This is a genomic window from Sphingomonas aerophila (assembly GCF_014199305.1).
Taxonomy (GTDB): domain Bacteria; phylum Pseudomonadota; class Alphaproteobacteria; order Sphingomonadales; family Sphingomonadaceae; genus Sphingomonas; species Sphingomonas aerophila.
Genome location: NZ_JACIJK010000005.1, coordinates 128,853 through 152,168, shown reverse-complemented (window position 1 = coordinate 152,168; position 23,316 = coordinate 128,853). Strand labels below are relative to the sequence as shown.

Here is a 23,316-nt window from a genome sequence, read left to right as displayed (position 1 = left end):
CCCGCCTCCCTAAGAAGCGGTTGACGTTACTTGCCGTCCAGCCGCGCCTTCACCCCGAAATAGAAGAAACGGCCAAGGGGAGAGATCGGCACGTTGGTGCCGAATGCTGCCGGGTCCGGCTTCTGGTCGGTCAGGTTGGTGACGCCCCCATAGAAGCCAAAACCGCTCTCCGCCTGAAACGCGACCTGCACGTCATGCTGCCACAGTGCGTCGAAGCGCTGATATCGGCCCGCGGCAACGTCCGGGTTGGCGGCCGTGGTGTTCCGGTCATAGGCGCGGGTCGCGTTGAACCAGCGCAGGTTATAGTTCACGGACACCGCGCCCAGCGTCCAGCTTGGCGAAAAGGTGGCGTTCCAGCGCGGGCTGCCGAATTGGTCGAGCCGGTTGGTGACAGGCGCGCCGGGGATGCCGGTGAACTCCAGCTTGTCGAGATAGCCCCCGACCAGGCGCAGGTCGAACGTGCCGACGCTGGTCGTGCGGATCAGGTAATCAATGTTGAAGTCCAGCCCCGCGGTGCGGAAATTCGCGACATTTTGCGGCCCGACGGTGTAGCCGTTAATGCGGCCGGTCCCCTGCGCGCGGGTGAAGGATGCGCAGAACGGGTTGTCGAGCGTTTGCTGGTCGACACACAGATTGGCGAGGTCAGACGGGGTAACCGTGTTGATCGCGCCGTTCAGGCGGATGTTGTACCAGTCGAACGAGGCAGTCAGGCCCGAAAGGAAGCGCGGGCGCAACACCAGCCCTGCCGTCCAGGTGCGCGCGACTTCGGGCCGCAGGTTGCGATTGCCCGACGCGACGCCATCCACAAAGTCGCCCGTCTGCAAACTTTCAGCAACCACCGCGCCCACTGCGGCGAGCGATGCCTGGCAGTTGGCGGCACGGTACTGGGTGCCATTGTTGATCTCCCGCGGCGTGCAGGGATCGGTGAAGAAATTGGAGCTGCTGGTGGTCGGCTGGAACAACTCGCCAATGTTGGGCGCGCGCACCGCCTGGCCGTAGCTGCCGCGGAAGGTGATGTCGCGAACCGGCGCATAGACGCCGTTGAACTGCCAGGTGCGCGCTTCGCCGACCGTGGAATAGTCCGAATACCGGCCTGCGGCACCGACGGAAAGCAGGTCCGCAAACGGCTGGTCCTTCAGGATCGGGACGTTCAGCTCGCCAAATGCTTCCCACACATCGAACGCGCCGCGGCTGGGTGCGACCAGCGCAGGTTCGTCACCGGGGAAGAACACGGCATCGACCAGGCGCTGGCTCGGGTCGAAACGGCTGCTCTCGCGACGATATTCGCCACCGAACGAGAACTGGACCGGGCCGCCCGGCAGGGTGAAGAACTGGCCGAAGTCACCACTGACCGATGCGCTGGCGACATGCTGCTCGATCAGCGAATTGCTGGTGTCGTTGACCTGGAAATAGCTAAGCTGTTCGGCCGTCGCCGGCCCCGCGCCGAACGGGTTCAGCGGCACGCAGCCATTGCCCGGACTGGTCAGGGTGGAGCGGCAGACGATCGCGTTGTTCGCCGGGTTCGTCACCGCGTCGAGCGCGTCCAGATATTGCTGGTTTAACCGATCGCCCAGCCGGGTGATCCGCACGCTGGTACGACCATATTGGTAATAGGCGTCGTAGGTCGCGTGATCGGAAATGCGGCCCGCGACGTCGACCACCCCGCGATAGGTGCGGCGCTTGTCGTGCTCACCCAGCCGGCCAAAATCGATGTTTGCCCGGTTGAAGAACAGGTTCTCCGCCCCCGCCGTCGCCGCAGCCTGACGGATGGTGGTCGGAATGAACGGGTTCTGGAGCGAGATGGGCAGGTAATAGGTTTCAGGATACTGGCCGAACGTCTCCGTCGCGGCCTGCGCATATTTGGCGTCGATCGACAGCTTGAACGCGTCAGAAAAGTCGTAGTGCGCGAGCAGATCGACTGCGTGCCGGTCGATGTCTGGTGACAGGTCGCCCTGATAGAAGCCGGGCACATCCGTGCTGACCCCGCCCGTGAAGTAATAGGCCGCCGGCGTGCCGCGGTCATACGGTCGTCCCAGGCCGTCATAGCTTGGGTTGGCTTCGCCACCCACGAACACCGCGCCGAGCGGCGAAATGTCGGTGTAGTGCAGGTTCCCGACCAGGATGTTGTCAGGCACGTTGGGGTTGTCCGGTCGGTCCGCGTCATTGGGGATGAGGTACGCGCGGTTGCCCTGGCGAAGGAACTTGCGGTTTTCATACGGCAGCCGCTCCTCGGCGCTGTACTCATAGGCCAGCGTGATGTTGCCGCGTCCGTCACCGAAATTGCGACCGGCCAGCACGGACGCGAAGCGGTTGGCGCCGTCGCCATATTGCGAAACGCCCATCTGCGCGCGGGCGCTGAGTCCCTCAAAGTCGCGCTTCAGGACAAAATTGACGACGCCTGTCACGCCATCCGCGCCATACACTGCCGATACGGCGCCAGTCAGCACGTCCGCACGGGCGATCAGGTCGGTCGGGATCGCGTTGATGTCGACCGCAGCCGTGCTAGGCTCGGCCGCGACATGCCGGCGCCCGTCGACCAGCACCAGCGTGCGATTGGTGCCAAGGTTGCGCAGGTTGAGCTGGTTCAACCCCGCCTGGCCGTACTGCCCTGTGGACACCGCGTCGCCACCGCCGCTGCGCGTGCTGTCGCGCGAGCCGACCAGCGCCGGCACCCGCTGCAGGAACGCGGTGACGTTGGTGTTGCCCGATTGCTGGATATTGGCAGCGTTGAACGACACGATCGGGTTGGGGGCCGCGAAGTCGGGACGGGCGATGCGAGAGCCGGTGACCACGACATCGGCCTGCGGATCACCCTCGGCCGGTGCAACTGCCTCCGCGGTTGCATCCTGCCCGGCGATGGCGCTGCCCTGGGCCTGGGTGGCGGTGGGCACGTCGGCAGCGGGGGTAGCCGGCGTCGTTTGCGCGTGGGCGGGCAAGGCAAGCGTGAGCGCGGCGATGCTCGCCAGCAGGGCGGCACGGGTGGTGATGATCGACATCGGGATTCCCTTGTTCTCGCAGGCCAGGGCTTTCCCCGTTTCTGCTATCTTGTTGTAACTCAGATCCCTGCAGCGCGCCTCCCCACGGCGATGATGCATGTTAAAGAATCGAGCGGGAAAATGCCCGGGATCACTGGCGTTGCCGCCCATGCAGTGGCAGCCCAAAGCTGTCGTGGCATTTCCTGCTTCCAGATCCCGTTCCATGTGGACCCGCCGCCGGGTAATGGCCGCTGCTGGCATTGGGACGGCGGCTTGGGCGACCGGGGCCTGCACCCGACGGGCCGACCCTGACGCCCTGTCATTCTGGGCGATGGGTTATGAGGGCGATTATTCGCCTCACTTGACGACCGCCTTCACGAGGATGACGGGCATCCGCGTCGAGACACAAACGCTGTCCTGGACCGAGGCGCATGAAAAGCTGCTGACAGCCTTTGCGGGCAATTCGTTACCAGACGTGTTCATGCTTCCGGCGCATTGGGTTGGCGAGTTCGCGATGGTCGGCGCGCTCGCCCGGATGCCCGACGCCACGTTGCTGGACGACATGCTGCCCGGCGCGCTCAACCTCACGCGGGCGGGGGGCAGCGGTTACGCCGTGCCATGGGTGATCGGTACGCAGGTCCAATATTACCGCCGCGACCTGATCGAGCAGGCGGGCTACCCGGAGCCGCCCGCCGATTGGGCGGAGTGGCGGCAGATGGGGTTGGCGTTGAAGCGGCGATACCCCGATGCGTTCACCATTCTGCTGTACCTGAACTGGCCCGAAGCCTTGCTGACCTTCGCCGCGCAACTGGGCGCCGGGCTGCTGCGCGACCGCAACACGCGCGGGGACTTTGCCAGTCCCGAGTTTCGCGAGGCACTGCGCTTCTACAAGTCGCTGTTCGACGATGGCCTGGCGCCGCGCGTGCTGGCGACGCAGATCCAGGACCCGGTCGGTGCCTTTGCACAGGGGTATTTCGCCATCTACCCCGAAGGCCCATCGCTGCTGCTCGACATGCGTCGCCGGGCCGCCGAGATCCCGCCCGACAAATGGCGCACCGCCACGATGCCCACCCCCCATGGCCCGGCGGCGGCGCCCGGTGCCTGCCACACGCTGGTTGTCGCAAAGACCAGCCGCCGCCCGCGCGAGGCGTGGTCGCTGGTGCGGCACATGACCTCTGTCCCGTCTGGGCTGCGGTTCCAGCGGCTGATCGGCGATCTGCCGGCGCGGGCGAGTGCCTGGCGTGATCCGCAGCTGGCAAACCCGACCCTGAAGCCCTTTGCGGAGCAGATCGCGCACCTTTCCCCGACCCCGGCTCTGGTCGAATTCGAGCAGATCCGCGCCGAGGTTCAGCTTATCGCCGAGCGGGTCGTGCGCGGCCTGGTCGATGTGAACACGGCAACGACCGAGATGAACAGGCGGGTCGACCTGATGCTCGCCAAGCGGCGCGCGCTGGTTGAAGCGGGGCGGATCGCATGACGATCCGAGCACATGCGGGTGCGCGGACGGCATGGGTGTTCGTGCTGCCGGTGCTGGCCGCGATTGTGCTGATGCTGATCCTGCCGACGCTGCTCGCACTCGCCCTCAGCGTCACCGACTATAGCGTGTACGCGCTGGCGGACTGGTCCAATCTGCGCTTCGTCGGGGTGGACAACTTCGTTCAGCTGTTCTCCACGCCGCTGTTCTGGCGCGCGCTGGGCAACACTGCCGTTTTCGCGATCCTGGGCGTGCCCATGGCGATCGGGGCATCCTTGGGCGCCGCCCTGCTGCTCAACAGTGCGTCGGTGCACTGGAAGCCGTTGTGGCGGGTGCTCCTGTTCGCGCCCTACGTCACCAGCGTGGTGGCGACTGCGGTGGTGTGGCGGTTCCTGCTCAACACCCGCTTCGGCCTGCTCAACTACGCCCTGAGCGTGGTCGGCATCGCTCCCGTCGATTGGCTGGGCAACCCGCGCCTGTCCATTCCCGCCATCCTCCTGTTCGTGACCTGGAAGGTATTCGGCTACAACATGGTGGTGTTCACCGCCGCCCTGTCGGCGGTGCCGCAGGATCTGGACGAGGCGGCACGGCTGGACGGGGCAGGGCGCTGGACCCGCTTCCGACACGTCACCCTGCCCGCGATCGGGCCGACCGTCCTGCTCGCCGCGGTGATGAGCGTCGCGGGGTTCCTGCAGATCTTCACGGAACCATATGTGATGACACTGGGCGGCCCGGCGCAGAGCACGACCACCGTGCTCTACTTCATGTTCGACCAGGGCCTGAAATGGTGGAACCTGGGTCAGGCCGGCGCGGTCGCGTTTGTCCTGTTCCTGCTGATCCTGGCGCTGACGTTCGTGCAGGCCCGAATGGGGAGGCGATACGAATGGCTGTGAGGCGAGCCCGAGCGGTCTTGTCGACGCTGGCCGTCGCGGTGCTGACCCTGCTGGTGATCACGCCGTTGCTGTGGATGGTCACCGTGTCCTTCATGCCGCGCGGCGAGTCCGGGCAGTTCCCGCCGCCCTTGTGGCCGAGCCGGTGGAGCTGGGAGAATTACCATGAACTCCTCGCCCGCCGGCTGATCGATGGTGCTTGGTTCGATTACCGCATCGTGCCCGCGATCTGGAACAGCCTAGGGGTCGCGGCGGTATCGACTTTGCTCGGGCTGCTGATGACGGTGCCGGCCGGATATGCCTTTGCGAAGCTGCGCTTTCGCGGGCGTGAGCGGTTACTTCAGATGCTGCTGGCTGCCCTGGTGGTGCCAGGTCAGGTCGCGATGCTGCCCTTGTTCCTGATCTTCAAGGAGTTGGGGCTGGTTAACAGCTATGCGGGCGTGATCCTGCCCAGTCTCGCCGGTATCTTTGCGGTGCTGTTTGTTCGGCAGGCGACGATGTCGATCCCGGACGAGATGCTGGACGCCGCCAGGCTGGACGGGGCGAGCGAGGCGCGAATCTTCGTGTCGATCGTGCTGCCGCTGCTGGCGCCGGTGACGGTGACGCTGGCCTTGTTCATGTTCCTGGGATCGTGGAACGACTTCCTGTGGCCGCTGATCGTCCTCGCCGACCAGCACCTGTTCACCCTGCCGGTCGCGGTCGCTTCCATCGCGCGGGAACACAGCGCGGATGGTGAACTGATGATGGCGGCATCGGTGGTCACGACGCTGCCGGTTCTGCTGCTCTTCCTGGCCCTGCAGCGTTTCTACATCGGCGGGCTGCTGGGCGGCAGCGTCAAGGGATAGGCCGTGCCGTCCGCCGCGAACAGGTGCAGGTCGGACGCAGCGGCGGTGAAGAACAGCGCGTCGCCCAGCGTCACCTGCCGGTCGCCCGGCAACTGCGCCACCAGCGTGTCCGCGCCGCCCCGTTCTCCCAGGTGCGCGAAGGACAGCGGCCCCAGCCGCTCGAACAGCTCCACTCGCCCGCCGAACGGGCCGTTTTCGTCGACCCGCAGATGCTCCGGCCGGATGCCAAGCGTCGCGGTCCGGCCAATTGCGTCAGCCCGCACGCGCGCGGGAACCCGGATTGACCCGTCGCCGGGCACCGACACCGTCGCACCCTGCTCATCCGCCGCCGCGATCGTGACCGGCAACAGGTTCATCGCGGGCGAGCCGATGGCGGCGGCCACCGCGAGGCTCGCGGGCCGGGCATAGAGGTCGAGGGGGGCGCCGACCTGTTCGACCCGGCCGGCGTTCATCACCACGATACGGTTGGCAAGCGTCATCGCTTCCAGCTGGTCGTGGGTGACGTAGATCATGGTCGCCCCGAGCCGCTGGTGAAGCCGGGCGAATTCGTGCCGCATCCGAACCCGCAGCCCGGTGTCGAGATTGGACAAGGGTTCGTCGAGCAGCAGCACTTTGGGGTCGCGCACGATGGCGCGGCCGATCGACACGCGTTGACGCTGCCCACCCGACAGCGCGCGTGGTCGGCGCGCCAGCAACTCCGTAAGGTCGAGCGCGTCGGCAACAGCCGCGACGCGACGGTCGCGCTCGGCCCGCGGCACCCGCGCTACCTTGAGCGGAAAGGCGATGTTCTCCGCGACGGTCAGGTGCGGGTAAAGAGCATAGGATTGGAACACCATGGCGACGCCGCGGTCGGCGGGCGCCGCATCGGTGACATCCCGCCCGCCGATTGAAAGCCGCCCTTGGCTCGGCTGCTCCAGGCCGGAAACGAGCCGCAGCAGCGTCGACTTGCCGCATCCCGACGGGCCGACGATGACCACGAACTCGCCGTCTTCGATGTGGAGATCGGTGGGATGGAGCACGGTGGCCGCGCCAAAGCGCTTGCCCAGTCCGGCGATCTCGACACTTGCCATGCCTGCGACCATGCGAGGCGACCGCGCGGGGAACAAGCCCCGTGGAAGCCGGACGGCAGCGCAGCGATACGTAGGTTGTTTGTGGTGCCCAGGGACGGGATCGAACCGCCGACACTGCGATTTTCAGTCGCATGCTCTACCAACTGAGCTACCTGGGCCCGGAGCCGCTTTCGCGTTCGGAAGCGCGCGTCTAGTCGGGGTTCTCGTCCGTGTCTAGCCCGTCGTGCATCGGTTCGCGTCCGGGCAGGCGATAGCTTTCGGAAAGCCAGGCGAGAAGATCGCGATCCTTGCACCCGCGCGAGCAGAAGGGGCGAAACTCGGCAGCAGTGGGCTTGCCGCAGGTGGGGCAGGTCTGGGCGGTCATGAACGGGTCTCGTCAGGGGTGCGAAAGGCGCTGCCCTGCCAGATGGTGAGCGACGGGTCCGGCTGCCAGCGCACGGGCGCGCCTGCCCTGGCGGACAGGGCTGCGTCGTGTTCCGCACGTGCGGCCGCGGCCACGGCCGCCGCTGCGCGGATCACGAGGGTGCCTGGCGGCGGTTCGCGTTCGGCGCGGCGGTAGAGCGACAGGGTTTCGGCGAGCGCCTGGTCGCCGGCGATCAGTTCCATCAGGGAGGCGCGCGGGCGGTGAACGATGGCCTGCATGAAGCCAAAGCCGTTCACTGCCGTCCGCTCGAACGGCACGCACATGGCGGCATCGAAAGCGTCGGCGGCGGCCTGGCGGGCGGCGCGGTTGTCGGTGGTGGGCAGGTCGATGCCGATCGAACCGCCCAGGCGCAGGCGACCGATCGCTCCCGCCGCAGCACGCGCGCCCGCGACGGCGAGCGGGGCGGGGTCGAGCGTGCCGTCGACGTCGATCACGGTCATGCCCTCCGTCCTCTCGATCAGCAGCGTGCCGCCGGGGAAGGTCACGACGCCGGTACGCGCTTCTTCCATCAGTTCGGACCAGCCCGCGACTTCGAGCAGGTCGGGACCGAAGGCGTGCAGCGGGCGCACGGGCGTGCCGTCGGCGGCAAGTCGATCGTGGAGGCTAGGGCCGGTGCCGAGCGCTTCGTCGTCCCCCACCACGACCGCCTTGGCCTTTTTGCCGCGGCGAGAGCCGGTGATGGCTTCGCGCACGACGCGAACGGTGAAGCGGGCGCCGGGGCCGACCTGGCGGGGAGGCGAATCGACCATGACCTCGGCCCCGTCATCCAGCGTCGCGAGCACGGCACGGCGGCCGGCGAGCGTCGCGGCGAAGCGGGCCGTGGCAACGGTGCCGACGCGCAGCGCGCCGTCTCGCTCCACCTCCGCCCGGATGATGCGGCCGTTTTCCACCAGCGCGGCGCGGGTTTCCCCGATGCCGTGCTCCACCAGCCACTCAGGCAAGCGGCAATCCAGCGGCCCGGAGCAAGGCGCGGGTCTCAAGAAGCGGCAGGCCGACCACGCCCGAATGCGAACCCGCCAGGTGGCGCACCCACGCTTCAGCACGGCCCTGGATCGCGTAGCCGCCAGCTTTTCCCATCCCCTCGCCCGTGTCGACATAGGCGTCGATCTCCGCCGGGGAGAGGGGGCGAAAGGCAATGGTGGTGTCAGACAGGCGGTGGCGGAGCTTGCCGTTCATGCCGACCACGGCGACCGCGGACAGGCAATGGTGGCGGCGGCCGGATAGCAGGCCGAGCATGGCGCGCAGATCGCGCTCGTCGGCAGGCTTGCCGAGGATGCGGCGGCCGACCGCGATGGTGGTGTCGCCGGCCAGGATCACTTCATCTGCCGCGCGATCCACCGCCTGCGCCTTGGCAAGCGCGACGCGCAGCACATAGGTGCGCGGCAGCTCCCCCTTTAGCGGCGTTTCGTCCACGTCAGGCGCGGCAATCCGGGCGGGCTCCAGCCCCAAACGGCCGAGCAGTTCACGCCGGCGGGGCGAGGAGGAGGCGAGAACCAGCTTCATCGCCGACTCCAAGGCAAAGGGGATTATTGCGGGCCGGGGCCGCCGCGGCCGGGCATGAAGCGGTAGGTGATCCGGCCCTTTGTCAGGTCATAGGGGGTCAGCTCGACCAGCACCTCGTCGCCGACAAGGACGCGGATGCGGTTCTTGCGCATCTTGCCGGCGGTATGGCCCAGGATCTCATGGTCGTTCTCCAGCCGGACGCGAAACATCGCGTTGGGCAGGAGCTCGACCACCTGGCCGCGCATTTCGAGCAGTTCTTCCTTGGGCAAACAGGACCTCTATGTCTGAAAATCGCGCCGCCCATACGGGAAAGGGCGCGCAAAGGGAAGGCGTGGGGCTGGATAGCCCGGCGACTTGGTCCGAAGATGGCGAGCAGGGCGGCGTCGTTCAAGGGCCGTTGCCTGAGCGGCGCGATGCGGAGAGGGGCGTGATCGAGAGATCGTGGGGGTGGAGCCGTATCTACGTAGGTCCCGCTCTCCCTCTTAAGCGGGATTATATTTCGCCAGGAACGCGCCCATCGCCTTCAAGAACTCGAGACGATCTTCACTGCGGGTAAAATGATGGTCTCCCAGCGGCTGCTCGACATACTCGTAGGTCTTGCCCGCGTCTTTCAGCGCCTCTGCCATCTGGCGCGATTGCTTAACGGGAACGCGCTTGTCCTCCTTCCCGTGCATCAACAGCACAGGAATGGACACTTTCTGCGCGCCGAATCGCGGCGACACGGACTGCAAGTCGGTCGCACGCTTGGTCCAGTAACGACCAAGCGTCTTTCCGTTCAGGAATTGCGCGTCGTATCGCTTGATCCCGGCAAGGTCTGAAACGCCGGCATAGGAGATCGCACATCGGTACAGCGCTCCGTCGCGCTCCGCGGCGCGCATCGCGGCGTAGCCCCCATAGGAGGCCCCCGCGATGCAGACCCGCCTGGAGTCGGCGATACCTTCTTTCGCAAGATAAGTGATGGCGTCGTTGAGGTCGTCCTGCATCTTCAGACCCCATTCGCCCTCTCCCAGCTTGAGAAAGGCAGTGCCATAGCCCGACGAGCCGCGATAATTCGGCTGGATCACAGCATAGCCCTGCTCGGCCAAGTATTGCACCCACCAGTCCCAGCTTTCGCTGTCGCGGGCAATCGGGCCGCCATGGGGCAGCACTATCAATGGTAGGTTCTTGGCTTCGCGTCGGCGCGGCAGCGTCAAGACCGCTTCGATCGGCGTGCCATCCCGAGCCGTATAGTGGACGGTTTTGACCGGTGAGAGGCTGCGGTTGCGCAGCGCGGCGTTCTGGAAGGCGTAGCGCTGCATTCGGTCGCCGACGATGTCCCAATAAAAGATTGTTCCCGCCTGCGACGGGCCACCAATCTCCACCAGCATGCGCGTCCCATCTATGTTTCGCGAGATGATGCGCGCGCGTCGATCGCCCACCGCCGCGTCGGCCGCGGCTTGAACCTTCTTCATGTCGGGATCGAGCCAGACGACATGGTCGAACTTGTCCGTTACGCTTATCCCCAGGACGTCGCTGCTGGTGCCATTCTCGACAACGCCGTCGATGTCGTAGCCCGGATGATCGTATATCCTCTTGCCGAGCGTGAGATCGGGGAGGGATACTTCGTACAGGGCATCCCTCCCATCATTGTCACTGGTGGCAAGCGCAGTGCCGTCTGCCCGGAAGATGGTGGGGATAATGAAGCTTTTGTCCTTCCTCGAGTCACCGCGCGCGATGGTGCGAAAGGGTTCGTTGTTCGAAGCGCGATAAAGCAGCGCTGATTTGCCGGTGTTATCCGTATAGCGGATACCCATGCGCAGTGTTCCCGCGCCGTCGGCGTACCAGTCCCAAACATCGGTCTGACTGGGGGCGACCCGCTTGACCTTTCCCGTCGACACGTCAGCCTCCCAAACGGAAGGGTGGACATCGACCGTTGTTTCGACGCCTGTTGAGCGTGAGAAGAGAATGCGGGGGCTGCCGTCACGCGCAGACCAGAGCAGATCGTCGGCCCGGATACCGGAATGGGTCCAGTCAATCTGCGTCTGCTTCTTAAGATCGGCGCTGAGCCCGAGCATTCGGGTGATGTAGTATTCGTCGCCTAAGATGGTTGTTTGGCCGCCGACGCCAGCGATCAGCCAGTTATCGCCGACCCAGCGCCACCAATTGATATCGACGTCCGCTCCCACTTTTAATGCGGTTGGCTCGCCCCCGAATAGTGGCGCAACGACGAGGTGCTGGACACCCTTGATCGCCATCTTTGCGGCAATGCGCGTGCCATCTGGGGATAGGCGGGGCTTATCGAGCATCGGGAGTTGCGCGAAGACCTCGACGGGCACCGGTCCCTCGCCATCTGCGACCGCTCCGACGGGTGTCGGCGCAGAAGTCTGGCTTGCGGTCTGTGCACTAGCCAGGCTGGTGGCAAATAGGGTGATGGCGAGCGACAGCGCGCGACGGTGCGACATGTAAAGTAACCCCCTTTGATCCGGCTTTGCCCCCAAAGCCGCAATCGAGAGATTAACAGGACGAGATTGCTCGTCAATTTTGGAAATGACCGCGGACGTGGTCGCGCGATTTGTTGGGCAGCTATCTGCTGTGGGCGAGCTTTGTGCCGAGTAAGGGCGAGGCGACGTCACGGAGCAAGTCCGTGACGTCGAACGGATCGGCGGGGCTTGGTTCCCCGCCGTCCGACGGCCGGTCGCGCTCTTCTGCTCCCTGCGCCTTAGCCGCCTTGGGCGGCCAGGGCCGCCAGCAGCAGGAGCGCGACGATGTTTGTGATCTTGATCATGGGGTTCACTGCCGGGCCCGCGGTGTCCTTGTACGGGTCACCCACCGTGTCGCCAGTGACGGCAGCCTTGTGGGCTTCCGATCCCTTGCCGCCGTAATTGCCGTCCTCGATGAATTTCTTGGCATTGTCCCACGCGCCGCCGCCGCTGGTCATGGACAGCGCCACGAACAGCCCCGAAACGATCACGCCCAGCAGCATCGCGCCAACCGCCGCGAAGCCAGCCGCCCGGTCCGCCACGGCGCTGATCACGAAGAACAGGACAATGGGGGACAGGACGGGAAGGAGCGACGGGATAATCATCTCCTTGATCGCCGCCCTGGTGACGAGGTCAACGGTTCGGCCGTAATTGGGGCGGCTGGTGCCCGCCATGATGCCCGGATTGTCGCGGAACTGGCCGCGCACCTCCTCCACCACCGCGCCCGCCGCGCGGCCGACGGCGGTCATGCCGAACGCGCCGAACAGGTAAGGGAGCAGAGCGCCCAGCAGCAGGCCGACGATGACGTAAGGGTTGGACAGGCTGAACAGCTTGGGATCATCGGCGATGGCGGGGAAATACTCGTGCAAGTCGCTGGTGTACGCGCCGAACAGCACCAGCGCGGCGAGCGCGGCAGAGGCGATGGCATAGCCCTTCGTCACCGCCTTGGTCGTATTGCCGACCGCGTCCAGCGCGTCGGTGCGCTCGCGCACCTCATCGGGCAGGCCTGCCATTTCCGCGATGCCGCCGGCATTGTCGGTGACCGGGCCGTACGCGTCGAGCGCCACCACCATGCCGGCCAGCGCCAGCATCGCCGTCGCGGCAAACGAAATGCCGATAATGCCGGCGATCTTGTAGGTTGCGATCACCGCGACGACGATGACGAGCGTGGGCAGCGCGGTCGCTTCCAGGCTGATCGCCAGGCCCTGGATGACGTTGGTGCCATGGCCCGTCTGCGACGCGTGCGCGATGGAGCGGACCGGGCGGTAGTTGGTGCCGGTGTAGTATTCGGTGATCCAGACGATCAGGCCGGTGACGGCAAGGCCGATCAGCATGCACCAGAACAGCTGGGTACCGGTGACCGTCAGCGACCCTTCGTTGGTGCCGGTGATCTGGGACGGGTTGAGCCCGGCCGCGGACGCACCCTCGAGGAAGCTCGCGGCCCCGATCGGGCGATCCATGCCGCCCAGCGTATAGCTGGTCGCGACCCAGATGGCGGGCACGGCCAGGATCGCTGAAGTCCAGAACCCCTTATAGAGCGCCCCCATGATGGAGCCTTTGCCCAGCCGCACCATATAGGTGCCGATGACGGAGGTGATGATGCAAACGCCCCCAACGATCAGCGGCAGGCTCATCAGGCGCAGCAGGTCGGCAGAGTCCGCCGTGATCAGCAGCGCGATGGAGATCATGGTGACGCCAAGCGTCACGACATAGGTTTCGAACAGGTCGGCGGCCATGCCGGCGCAGTCGCCGACATTGTCGCCGACATTGTCCGCGATCACGGCGGGGTTGCGGGGGTCATCCTCCGGGATGCCGGCCTCCACCTTGCCGACCAGGTCCGCGCCGACATCCGCCGCCTTGGTGAAGATGCCGCCGCCAAGGCGCGCGAAGATGGAGATGAGCGAGGCGCCAAAGGCGAGCGCGGTCAGCGCCTCCACGATCACCCGGTCGCCGGGGGCATGGCCCGCGGGGCCAGTGAGATACCAGAAGAAGCCACTGATCGCGAGCAGGCCGAGCCCCGCGACGAGCATGCCGGTGACCGCGCCCGAGCGAAAAGCGGTGGTGAGTCCCCCTTGCAAGCTGGTGCGAGCGGCCTCCGCGGTGCGGACGTTCGCGCGGACGGAGATGTTCATGCCGATATAGCCGGCCATCCCCGACAGAACGGCGCCGACCACGAACCCGACGGTGGAAACAATGCTGAGGGTGAAAAAGAGGATCACGGCGACAACGACGCCGACGATGGCGATGGTGGTGTACTGGCGACCCAGATAGGCCTTTGCGCCTTCCTGTATGGCGGCGGCAATGTCTTGCATCCGGGCGTCGCCCGCGGGCTGACGTAGCAGCTGTTGACTGGTGAATACGCCGTAGAGAACGGCGACCAGCCCGCAGACGATGGCGATATACACGCTCGTCATTCGGATCCTCCTCCTGTGGCGATCAGCTGCCGATGTTCCCCGGTCTGCCGATCAGGAGGGGAGGCTATGGCGCGGTTCTGGCGAGCGCAAGCAATTCAGTTGCCGGCATGTTCGAAGCCGAGATGGTCGGGAAGGGGTACTGGCTCGCCCGCTTGATAGAGGTAAAGGCCTGCGCCCTGGACGAAGCGGCCGATTGCGGTGGCAGGCACGGGAAGCGGCAGGTCCGCAGTGGCGGCGAAGAGCAGCTCGTAATCGTCGCCCGCAGTGGCGGCGGCGAGGCGGGCGGCCCTGTTATCCCCGCTAAACGCCTGAAGGTCGCGCGAAAGTGGCAGCATCGCGAGGTCCAGGCTGACGGCGAGGCCGGAGGCGGCGGCCATGCGAGCAGCGTCGATCAGCACGCCATCCGACACGTCAGCCATGGCGTGGACGAGCGGCGCGAGCTGACGCCCCTCCGCCAAGCGCGGGGTGGGGCGGCGGTAACGGTTGCAAAGGCCGAGGGGGCCCGCCTCTCCGCGCGCGATGCGGAGGCCGACGCCCGCGTCTCCCACGGTGCCGGTGACGTAGAGGGTATCTCCCGCGCGGGCGCCGCTGCGGGGCGGGGCGGGAGCGTCCGCGCCGAGCGCGGTGAGGGACAGTACGCGGGAAGCGCCGGCGGGAAGCGACACCGTATCGCCGCCGATCAACGGAACGGCATAGGCGCCAAGTACTTCGGCCAGGCCAGACAGGAAGGCGCGGTCCCAGGCGTCATCGGTCAGCGGATGGTTGAGCAGCACGCCTTCCGGCCGGGCGCCCTTGGCGGCGAGGTCCGACAGGCTGACCGCGACCAGCTTCCATGCCACGTCGGCGGGCGGGTCGGTCGAAAGGAAGTGAACGCTCTCCACCAGCGTATCGGTGGTGAGGACCAGCCCGGCAACCACGGCGGCATCGTCCGTCAGGCCCCGCGCGCCGGCGTGGAGCGGCAGTCGGCGCAGCGCCTGGATGAACTCGGCCTCCGTCACAGCAGCTTGCGCAGGGTCAGCGTCAGCGTGCGTCCGACCGGATCGAGATAGGCGGACTGAAAGCGGTTCGGTACGCGGCCATTGCCGTCCGTCACTCGCTGGCGCGCGTCGGTGACGTTGGAGACCTCGAGCTTGATCTGCAGCTTCTTGGTCCAGGCCTGGCGGGGAAGAAAATGGTGCACGCTGGCGAATGCACCGAGGTTGAGCTTGAAGATGGAGGCAAAGCGCAGGTCGGTCGCATCCATCCCGCCCAGCACCCGGTTCGCGCCGTTATACCAGAAGTCGAAGGTCATGCCGTTGCCGAGATAGCTCAACCCACCATAGCCGTATCCCGAAAAGCGCGCCGTGCCCGCGCCGGTGATCGTATCGCCCCCCAGCCGGTCGAGTTCGGCCGTGCCCGGGCGCAGTTGCAGCTTGTCCGAAAAGAGCAGGGTGGGGCCCAGCCCGCCATAAAAGCTGGGCCGCTCAGCCGGTGGGGAGCCCGCGGCTGCCTCCGGCGGCTTCTTGCCGAGCTGGCCGTAGACGTTGAGCGTCATCCCGAGTGACTTCGTATGCTCTCGGGCGATATTGGTCGGGCGGAAGATCAGGGACTGAAGCTGGCCGGTGGCGTCGCGCACCAGCAGGTCGGACAAGATGCCCTCCGTCCGGGGCGTGAAGGCATAAATGGTAGCGGTCTGGTCACGGATCACCGTGTCGGAATAGGTAGCGCTGACCCGCCACTCACGCCCGGCGAACGGTTTAAGGTTGAGCGTCAGCGACGAAACCGAGCGCCGTTCCGGTAACAGGTCGGGGTTGCCGCCCTGCGTCAGCGTGACCAGCGCGGTTCGCCCGGTGCGATAGTCGAATACCGATACATTGGGGACCTGAACCGTTGGCGTCGATTGCTGGGCCAGCGCAGGCGGTGCTTCACTGCGCTTTAGCTGGCCGAGCAGCTGGATGGCGGTGCTGGGCGCCCAGCTGATCCCACCGGTCGCGTCCCACAAGGTGCCAAAGCCGCCGACATGGCGAAGCGTGCCGGCGGCGTTGACCGACAGCTCACCCGCCCAGGGCAGCACGCCTTCGCGCCTGGACGCGAGCGGGACGTCGATCGCCAAGCTCCCTTCCTCTCGCACCCGCCCGAGAGATAGTGCGAAGGGATTGGTCCCGCGGGTGGCCGACACGGCGCCGGTCCGCTCCACCTCCGCCGTCGCGACGACTGACAGGTTGCCGGCGGGCAGGCGGAGCGGCGTGTTGGTCGCCACCACTTTGGCGCCCGCGGTACGGGTGCGCAGGGCGGCGCGGTCGAACAGGCGGCGGGACAGGACGGCCGCGCCGAGCGGCGCGAACGGATCGGCGCCGGCAGCGACCGCGGCGTTGGCGACGGCGCTGTCGATGCCGCGGTCGGTATAGCCCGACGTTCGCTGTTGCTCGACGGAGGTGGTGAGGTCCCAGCGCCAGCCCGCCAGCGAGCCGCGCAAGGTCGTGCCCGCCCGAAGCGTCGTCACCGTCTGGCGGAAACGAAGCGGATCGGCCTCTATCAGGTATCGCTGGAGCAGCACGTCGCGGCTGAAGGGGGAGCGGCCGGCGGGCACGAGCAGGGTTAGGGGCGCAAGCCCGCCGAGATGACGGTCGCGGCTTTGCTCGGCCGACAGGTTGACCGATCCAGCGATCGAGTCACTGATCCGATTGGCCAGCACCATTTCCACCTTGCCCGTATCGTTTTCGGGGCGGAACGTGCGGTACGGGCCGGGGTCGAACAGGCGAGGCTGGTTGGCGCCCGCCGCAAACCCCGCCAGCGTCCGTGCGGCCGGGTCGATCGGCACGGGCGCTGCGGTGACGATCGTGCCCGCAGCGGCGCTGAGCGCCGGATCGATTTCTCCACCCGCTATTCCCGACACGTTTCCGATGGGGTCGAACAGGAGGTCCGGATCGGGCAGCAGGCCGCGTTCGCTCTGGCGAATGGCGTCGGCGTGGCGATAGTCCGCCTCCAACGTGACCCGCGCACCGTCATGGAAGCGGGTGGCGCCGGCATGTATGTTGGCGGTGTCGCCGCCGCCCCGGGTCGACGTGCCGACCGCCTGACGCAGCTCTACCTGGCGAAATCGCCGTTTCGTGATGAAGTTCACCACGCGTCGGGTCGGGGGATAGCCGAAGCGCAGCGCCGTCTGCTCGGGCAGCACCTCCACCTTCTCGATTGCCTCGGGTGGCAGGGTCCCGATCTCCCCGTAGCCCGACACGCGCTGGCCGTTGAGGAGGAAGATCGGTTCCGATCCGTCCGCCGACTGGGTGGCGCCGCGAATGGTGCGCAGCAGTTCGGTGACCGAGCTCGCGCCGGTCGATTCAATCGCAGCGGAATCGAAGGTCGCAAGCGGCTGCACATCCTGGATCACCGAACCACGCAGGCCGAATACCACCACGTCCGCATCGTCCGGCACGGTGGAGGCAAGCGGAGCGGTGGAGACCGGCGAGGCGGGCGGCGTGACCGGCGCCAATGGGATGAGCGGAGCGACGGGGTTGGGCGGTGCGGTCGGCGTTGTCTGCTGGCCGATGGCGGCGGCGGGCGCGCACAGCGCCCCGACGGCGGCGATCAACCGCCGAATACCGTTCATGCCCGTCCCCCTCCCGAACCCGACTCCGTCAGCCTAGCGACGTTCGGGCGGCGGGCAAGGGGCGTTCAGGGTTCGCGGCGGGCGTTGTCCAGAGTGCGGGTCTGGCGGTTCGCTTCTAGTGCGGCTGCCTCACGCTCGGCGCGGGTGCGGCCATGGGCGGCGCGATTGGCCGCCGCAGTCACCTCTGCCGCGTCGCGGGCACGAGCCTTGCGGGCGCGGCGGAGGTTGACGACCTCTGCCATGGTCAGGCGGAGCGGACCTGCTTTGCGATCGCGTCGAGCAGGCCGTTGACGAAGCCGGATTCGCGCTTGTCGTAGAAGGCGTGCGCAACATCGACATATTCGCTGATGGTTGCGCCCACCGGCACGTCCGCCCGGGCAAGCAGTTCATAGGTGCCAGCGCGCAGGATCGCCTTCATCGGCTTGTCCAGCCGGGTGAGCGTCCAGCCGGTCGCAAGCTTTTCCTCGATCGCGCGGTCGATCTCGCCCAGACGCGCGGCAGTGCCGTTCACCAGGTCGTCGAAGAAATCGACATCGGCATCGGCATATTCGACGTCCTCGATCGTGGCGCCGAGGCGGTGGTTGTGGAACTCATGCAGAAGCTGGGGCACCGCGGTGCCCTCCATCTCGTGCTGGTACAGCGCCTGAACGGCGGCGAGGCGAGCGGCGGCACGCGCCTGGGTACGGGGGGAATGACGTGACATGGAGGCGGGCATGTAGGCGCGCGGGGACGCGAAGTCAGCCCCGGTCAGATCCGCAGCGGCCGTCAGTCCGCTTTCGCCAGAAACCGGCGACAAGTCCGGCACCATGCGCCATGACGCGAATGCCGCTTGAGTGCGGATGGGGGAGAGCGCTGCGTGTTGAAGAGATTCGGGTTCTGGTTCCCGGCTGCCTTGTTGATCCAGGTCGCCGTGCCCGCGGCGGCGCAGGAGGTGCTCGACCCGGATCCGAATACGTTGGCACCGTCAAAGGACCCCCGTCGGGTTGCGAACGGCCTGGCCCAGACGCCGCCCATGGGGTGGAACAGCTGGAACAAGTTCGCCTGCAAGGTGGACGACGCGACGATCCGGGCAACCGCCGACGCGATCTCGGCGAACGGAATGAAGGCGGCGGGTTATCGCTATGTCGTTGTGGACGATTGCTGGCACGGCGCCCGCGACGCCAATGGCCTCATCACCGAAGACAAGACCCGGTTCCCAAGCGGGCTCAAGGCGCTGGCCGACTATGTCCACAGCAAGGGGCTGAAATTCGGCATCTATTCGGATGCGGGCACCAAGACTTGTGGCGGGCGCCCGGGCAGCCAGGGGCATGAATATCAGGACGCGCTGCAATATGCGCGCTGGGGCGTGGACTACCTCAAGTACGACTGGTGCTCGACCGGCGTGCGCAATGCGGAAGAAGCCTATGCGCTGATGTCAGACGCGCTGCGGGCGTCGGGCCGCGAGATCCTGTTCTCCATGTGCGAATGGGGCAATTCCAAGCCGTGGTTGTGGGCGTCCAAGATCGGCAACATGTGGCGCACCACCGGCGACATCACCGACAAATGGGCGGGGCACCACGGTTATAGCTGGGGCGTGACGTCGATCGCCGACATGAACGAGCCGCTATGGCCGTACGCGGCGCCGGGCCACTGGAATGACCCCGACATGCTGGAAGTCGGGAATGGCGGCCTGACCGACACCGAATATCGCGCGCATTTCTCGTTGTGGGCGATGATGGCAGCGCCGCTGATCGCGGGAAACGACGTCGCCACCATGACGGCCGCGACGCGCGCCATCCTGCTCAACACGGACGTGATCGCGGTGGATCAGGACCCGCTGGGCGCACAGGGGCATCGCGTGTGGAAGGACGGCGACCGCGAGGTGTGGTCCAAGCCGATGAGCGACGGCGGCCGCACGATATTGTTGTTCAACCGCGGCGAGGCACCGGCCACCATCGGCGCCGACTGGGCGATGCTGGACCTGCCGCGATCGGTTCAGATGCGCGCCCGCGACCTGTGGGCACGCAAGGACATGGGCAAGCGAAAGGGCCGCTACGAAGCCAAGGTTGCTCCCCACGGCGTCGTCATGGTCCGGCTGAGCCACTGATGGAGCGACCGCCGCTACGCCGTCAGGGCAGGCGGATCGCCCGTACTCGGCGGGCCTGCCTCGCGCTGAGTCCCTAAACGGAACTAATTGTAAGTAAGCAACGTCGCCCATCCTTGCCCCGTCTAGAAACGTACAATAGCCTACTAAAAAGACGAGTCGGGGAGGATGGGATGAACGACGATCAACTGCGGCGCATTGAGAGCGAGCGCGAGTTTCACAATGCGCGGTTCACCGAAGAAGTGCGCGACGCCCAAGGCAAATATTACGCCAGCATCAAGCATGGTTCCCTGATGTTCGATCGCAGAGTCGCGGAGCTGGCCAAGGGCGCGGACGTGCTGGAATATGGATGCGGCTCGGCGCTTCAGGGGATTGAGCTGGCCCGTACTGCACGCACCATGACAGGCATCGACATCTCGGACGTGGCGATTGCCGACGCCCGTGCCCTGGCGGAGGCGCAGGGCGTCCACAACACGCACTATCAAACGATGAACGCCGAAGACATGACGTTCGCGCCGAATTCCTTCGACCTCGTGTTCGGGCGCGGCATCATCCACCATCTCGACCTGGAACGCTGCTTTGCGAGCGTGCAGCGGGTGCTGAAGCCGGGCGGGCGGGCCGTCTTTTGGGAGCCATTGGGGCACAATCCGGTGCTGAACCGCTATCGGTCAGCTACTCCCGAAGCACGCACTCCGGACGAACATCCGTTGCTGCGGTCCGACTTTCGTCTGGCGGAGCGTTACTTCGACGTCGATACTCCACGTTTCTATGGCCTGACGACGATCGCGTCCGTTCCGATCAGGGACACGGTGTGGGCGACGCCCTGCTGAAGGTGACGGCCGCGGTCGACAACCTGCTGTTCCTGTCGCCGATGAAATGGCTGGCGTGGTATGTGCGCCTGGAACTCAGGAAGCCTGCAACCCACTAACGCAGGCGCCGTACAGGCTACGCCCGTTACCGATTGAGCCGAAGGCGAAGTGCGACGGAGCGGGCGTGGGCGGGGAGGCCCTCCGCCTCGGCCAGCGCGACGGTCGCGGGTCCTAGTTCGGCCAGGGCGGTTTCGTCGAGCCCCAGGAAGCTGGTGCGTTTCATGAAGTCGAGTACCGACAGGCCGGATGCGAAGCGGGCGCGGCGGCCGGTGGGGAGGACGTGGTTGGGGCCGGCGACGTAATCGCCGATCGCCTCGGGTGTGTGGCGGCCCAGGAACACGCTGCCGGCGTGACGGACCTGGTCGAACAGGTCCTGCGGCTCGTCCACCGCGAGTTGAAGGTGCTCGGGGGCGAGGCGGTCGACCAGCGGCATGGCCTGGGCCAGGCTGGGCACGACAATCACCGCGCCATTGGCGTCCCAGGCGGTGCGCGCGACGGCGCCGGTGGCGAGCGTGCCGAGCTGTTCCTCGACCGCCGACGTGACCGCGTCAGCGAAACCGGCGTCGTCGGTGAACAGGATCGACTGCGTGACCGTGTCGTGCTCGGCTTGGCTCAGCAGGTCTGCGGCGATCCACTGCGGGTCGTTGCGGGCGTCGGCGACGACGACGATCTCCGACGGGCCGGCGACCATGTCGATGCCGACCACACCATACAGCTGGCGCTTGGCCTCTGCGACCCACGCATTGCCGGGGCCAGTGACGACATCGACGGGGGCAATCGGGCCCGCGCCATGGGCGAGCGCGGCGATGGCCTGGGCTCCGCCGACGCGCCAGATCTCCGTGATGCCGGCGACGTGCGCGGCGGCGAGGACGAGGTGGTTGACCTGCCCATCGGGGGTGGGCGTGACCATCGCCAGCCGCTCGACGCCCGCAACGCGCGCGGGGATCGCGTTCATCAGCAGCGACGAGGGGTAGGCGGCGCGGCCGCCGGGGACGTAAAGGCCGGCCGCATCCACGGGACGCCAGCGCGCGCCGAGGCGGACGCCGGCTTCGTCGCGATAATCCGTGTCGGTGGGGCGCTGGCGCTCGTGATAGGCGCGAATGCGAGACGCGGCGAGGTCGAGTGCGGTGCGCAGGCCGGGTTCTAGCGCGTTGTAGGCGGCCTCACAGTCGGCAGGGTCGATCGCCCAACCGGTTTCGACCGGGTCGAAGCGGTCGAGGCGGCGGGTGAGCTCGATCAGCGCTTCCTCCCCCTCGGTCCGGACGCGTCCGATGATGGTGGCGACGCCCTGGGCAACGTCGGTGGCCGATTCACGGCGGGCATCCACCAGGTCGGCGAAGCGGTCGGCGAAGTCGGCGCTGGTCGCGTCGAGGCGGATCATGCTGCGATCCTGTCGGCAACGGCGCGGCGAAAGGCGTCCACCAGGGGCACCACGGCAGGGCGGGTTTTCATGGCGGCGCGGTTCACGACCAGACGGCTGGTGACCTCGGCGATCACCTCCACTTCGACCAGGCCGTTCTCCTTGAGCGTTCGGCCCGAGCTGACCAAATCGACGATGCGGGGGGCGAGGCCGAGCGTGGGGGCAAGCTCCATCGCACCGTTGAGCTTGACGCATTCGGCCTGCACCCCGCGCGCGGCGAAGTGCCGCGCGGTGACATGGGGGTATTTGGTAGCGACGCGAACATGGCTCCAGCCGCGCGGGTCGTCGGCAGCGGCTATGGCGGCGGGCTCCGCGACAGACAGGCGGCAATGGCCGATATGGAGGTCAACGGGCGCGTAGAGCTCGGGATAAGCGAACTCGGCGATCACGTCGGATCCGACGACGCCCAGTTGTGCCGCGCCATGGGCGACGAAGGTAGCGACGTCGAAGGCGCGGACGCGGATCAGCTCCACCCCCGCATCGCTGGTGGCGAAGCGGAGCGCACGGCTGTTTTCGTCGAAGAACGAAGGTTCGGGATACACGCCCGCGGCAGCGAGCAGGGGCTGTACCTCGGACAGGATGCGCCCCTTGGGCACGGCGATGATCAACGGGTCGGCCATGGAAGGCGGCGGCTTACCGATGGCGTGGCGCGCGCGCAAATAAAAGGCGCCCCGGCCGATCGTGGCCGGGGCGCCTGGGAGCGCTGCTTAGTAGAAGAAGCGATTGTAGACCTGCACCGCGCGGCCGTTGCGGGTGTCCACCAACACCACGTCGTTGCCGTAGCGGATGTAGCGCTGGTAGCCGTAGCCCGGACGCGCCAGACGATAGGTCGAATAGTTGCTGATCACGTAACGGCTGCCATAATATTCCGGCGCGAAGCGGTAGCCGGCGGTCACCGGGCGATAGCGATAGCCGCGGGGGCCGGCATAACCGCCGCGACGATAAACGTCGGCGTGGTTACGGCGATAGTCGCGCCAATCCTCACGCCGCTCGCGACGGTCTTCACGCAGTTCCTGCCGTGCTTCGCGGACATCGCCCGGGTCGCCGCGGCGATAGGCGTCGCGCAGGTCGCGGCGGTCTTCGCGAAGCTCGCGGCTGTCGCGGCGGACCTCGCCATAGCTCTGTGCGCTGGCAGCGACGGGAACCAGGGTGGACGCTGCCAGGGCGGCGATGATGATCTTACGCATGAAACTCTCCCTCTAGGCGCCGCGACAATCGCCGCGGTGTGAGGATGGGAGTAACGCCCAAGCGCTGAATGGGTTCGGAACGCCGCGGTCAGCCAGCGTGCAGGGTTGTAACGAGGT

The 23,316-nt window shown here is 66.7% G+C and carries 20 protein-coding genes and 1 tRNA gene; 5 read left to right on the top strand and 16 right to left on the bottom strand.

All coding sequences use genetic code 11. From position 1 onward, the window contains the following. Positions 1-26 precede the first annotated feature (26 nt). A complete protein-coding gene (locus FHS94_RS09095; RefSeq protein WP_221234667.1) occupies positions 27-2,996 on the bottom strand; it encodes a TonB-dependent receptor plug domain-containing protein in 2,970 nt (989 codons plus the stop codon). Positions 2,997-3,219: 223 nt separating this feature from the next. Between FHS94_RS09095 and FHS94_RS09090 the strand changes: the two genes are divergently transcribed. The 3 genes from FHS94_RS09090 to FHS94_RS09080 are packed head-to-tail and all read left to right on the top strand — an operon-like array spanning position 3,220 to position 6,184. Further along, positions 3,220-4,452, top strand: a complete 1,233-nt coding sequence (locus FHS94_RS09090; protein WP_221234666.1) for an extracellular solute-binding protein — start codon at positions 3,220-3,222, stop codon at positions 4,450-4,452. Next, positions 4,449-5,342 (top strand): carbohydrate ABC transporter permease, encoded by an 894-nt coding sequence (locus FHS94_RS09085; RefSeq protein ID WP_184056986.1) that lies wholly within the window; start codon positions 4,449-4,451, stop codon positions 5,340-5,342. The genes FHS94_RS09090 and FHS94_RS09085 overlap by 4 nt, the downstream gene beginning before the upstream one ends. Continuing rightward, positions 5,333-6,184 carry a carbohydrate ABC transporter permease gene (locus tag FHS94_RS09080; RefSeq protein WP_246348470.1) on the top strand — a complete coding sequence of 284 codons (852 nt, stop codon included), beginning with the start codon at positions 5,333-5,335 and terminating at the stop codon, positions 6,182-6,184. The genes FHS94_RS09085 and FHS94_RS09080 overlap by 10 nt, the downstream gene beginning before the upstream one ends. Here FHS94_RS09080 and FHS94_RS09075 read toward each other — a convergent pair. From FHS94_RS09075 to nusB, 12 genes are all read right to left on the bottom strand, one after another. Next, positions 6,145-7,254, bottom strand: coding sequence for an ABC transporter ATP-binding protein (locus FHS94_RS09075; protein ID WP_184056984.1), 1,110 nt, complete (start codon positions 7,252-7,254; stop codon positions 6,145-6,147). The two genes, FHS94_RS09080 and FHS94_RS09075, sit on opposite strands and share 40 nt — an antisense overlap. Before the next feature lie 82 nt (positions 7,255-7,336). Then, a tRNA-Phe gene (locus tag FHS94_RS09070) sits at positions 7,337-7,412 on the bottom strand. A 32-nt stretch (positions 7,413-7,444) separates the two neighbouring features. Then, positions 7,445-7,618 (bottom strand): DNA gyrase inhibitor YacG, encoded by a 174-nt coding sequence (locus FHS94_RS09065; protein WP_184056982.1) that lies wholly within the window; start codon positions 7,616-7,618, stop codon positions 7,445-7,447. Next, positions 7,615-8,619, bottom strand: a complete 1,005-nt coding sequence (locus FHS94_RS09060) for an Rne/Rng family ribonuclease (protein WP_184056980.1) — start codon at positions 8,617-8,619, stop codon at positions 7,615-7,617. The genes FHS94_RS09065 and FHS94_RS09060 overlap by 4 nt, the downstream gene beginning before the upstream one ends. Further along, a complete protein-coding gene (locus tag FHS94_RS09055) occupies positions 8,612-9,181 on the bottom strand; it encodes a Maf family protein (protein WP_184056978.1) in 570 nt (189 codons plus the stop codon). The genes FHS94_RS09060 and FHS94_RS09055 overlap by 8 nt, the downstream gene beginning before the upstream one ends. A 23-nt stretch (positions 9,182-9,204) precedes the next feature. Next, positions 9,205-9,450: a translation initiation factor IF-1 gene (gene infA, locus FHS94_RS09050; RefSeq protein WP_184056976.1), complete on the bottom strand. Its 246-nt coding sequence runs from the start codon at positions 9,448-9,450 to the stop codon at positions 9,205-9,207. Between the two features lie 213 nt (positions 9,451-9,663). Next, a complete protein-coding gene (locus tag FHS94_RS09045; RefSeq protein WP_184056974.1) occupies positions 9,664-11,622 on the bottom strand; it encodes an alpha/beta hydrolase family protein in 1,959 nt (652 codons plus the stop codon). Positions 11,623-11,879: 257 nt separating this feature from the next. Continuing rightward, positions 11,880-14,054, bottom strand: coding sequence for a sodium-translocating pyrophosphatase (locus FHS94_RS09040; protein ID WP_184056972.1), 2,175 nt, complete (start codon positions 14,052-14,054; stop codon positions 11,880-11,882). 95 nt (positions 14,055-14,149) lie between these two features. Continuing rightward, complete coding sequence (thiL, locus tag FHS94_RS09035; protein ID WP_184056970.1) at positions 14,150-15,052, bottom strand: thiamine-phosphate kinase; 903 nt, start codon at positions 15,050-15,052, stop codon at positions 14,150-14,152. Then, positions 15,049-17,640 (bottom strand): hypothetical protein, encoded by a 2,592-nt coding sequence (locus FHS94_RS19400; protein WP_184056968.1) that lies wholly within the window; start codon positions 17,638-17,640, stop codon positions 15,049-15,051. The genes thiL and FHS94_RS19400 overlap by 4 nt, the downstream gene beginning before the upstream one ends. A gap of 65 nt (positions 17,641-17,705) precedes the next feature. Then, positions 17,706-17,882 carry a DUF4169 family protein gene (locus FHS94_RS09025; protein WP_184056966.1) on the bottom strand — a complete coding sequence of 59 codons (177 nt, stop codon included), beginning with the start codon at positions 17,880-17,882 and terminating at the stop codon, positions 17,706-17,708. A gap of 2 nt (positions 17,883-17,884) precedes the next feature. Then, positions 17,885-18,343, bottom strand: coding sequence for a transcription antitermination factor NusB (gene nusB / locus FHS94_RS09020; protein ID WP_184057300.1), 459 nt, complete (start codon positions 18,341-18,343; stop codon positions 17,885-17,887). Positions 18,344-18,496: 153 nt separating this feature from the next. Here nusB and FHS94_RS09015 point away from each other — a divergent pair, with 153 nt between their 5' ends. After that, positions 18,497-19,726, top strand: a complete 1,230-nt coding sequence (locus tag FHS94_RS09015) for a glycoside hydrolase family 27 protein (RefSeq protein ID WP_343055221.1) — start codon at positions 18,497-18,499, stop codon at positions 19,724-19,726. Positions 19,727-19,896: 170 nt separating this feature from the next. Beyond that, complete coding sequence (locus tag FHS94_RS09010) at positions 19,897-20,553, top strand: class I SAM-dependent methyltransferase (RefSeq protein ID WP_184056963.1); 657 nt, start codon at positions 19,897-19,899, stop codon at positions 20,551-20,553. A gap of 124 nt (positions 20,554-20,677) precedes the next feature. On the opposite strand, the gene hisD is transcribed toward FHS94_RS09010, so the two are convergent. From hisD to FHS94_RS08995, 3 genes are all read right to left on the bottom strand, one after another. Further along, positions 20,678-21,973, bottom strand: coding sequence for a histidinol dehydrogenase (gene hisD / locus FHS94_RS09005; RefSeq protein ID WP_184056961.1), 1,296 nt, complete (start codon positions 21,971-21,973; stop codon positions 20,678-20,680). Next, positions 21,970-22,632, bottom strand: coding sequence for an ATP phosphoribosyltransferase (hisG, locus tag FHS94_RS09000; protein ID WP_184056959.1), 663 nt, complete (start codon positions 22,630-22,632; stop codon positions 21,970-21,972). Before hisG ends, hisD begins: the two co-directional genes overlap by 4 nt. Positions 22,633-22,719: 87 nt before the next feature. Next, a complete protein-coding gene (locus FHS94_RS08995) occupies positions 22,720-23,199 on the bottom strand; it encodes an RcnB family protein (protein WP_184056957.1) in 480 nt (159 codons plus the stop codon). Between the last annotated feature and the right edge of the window lie 117 nt (positions 23,200-23,316).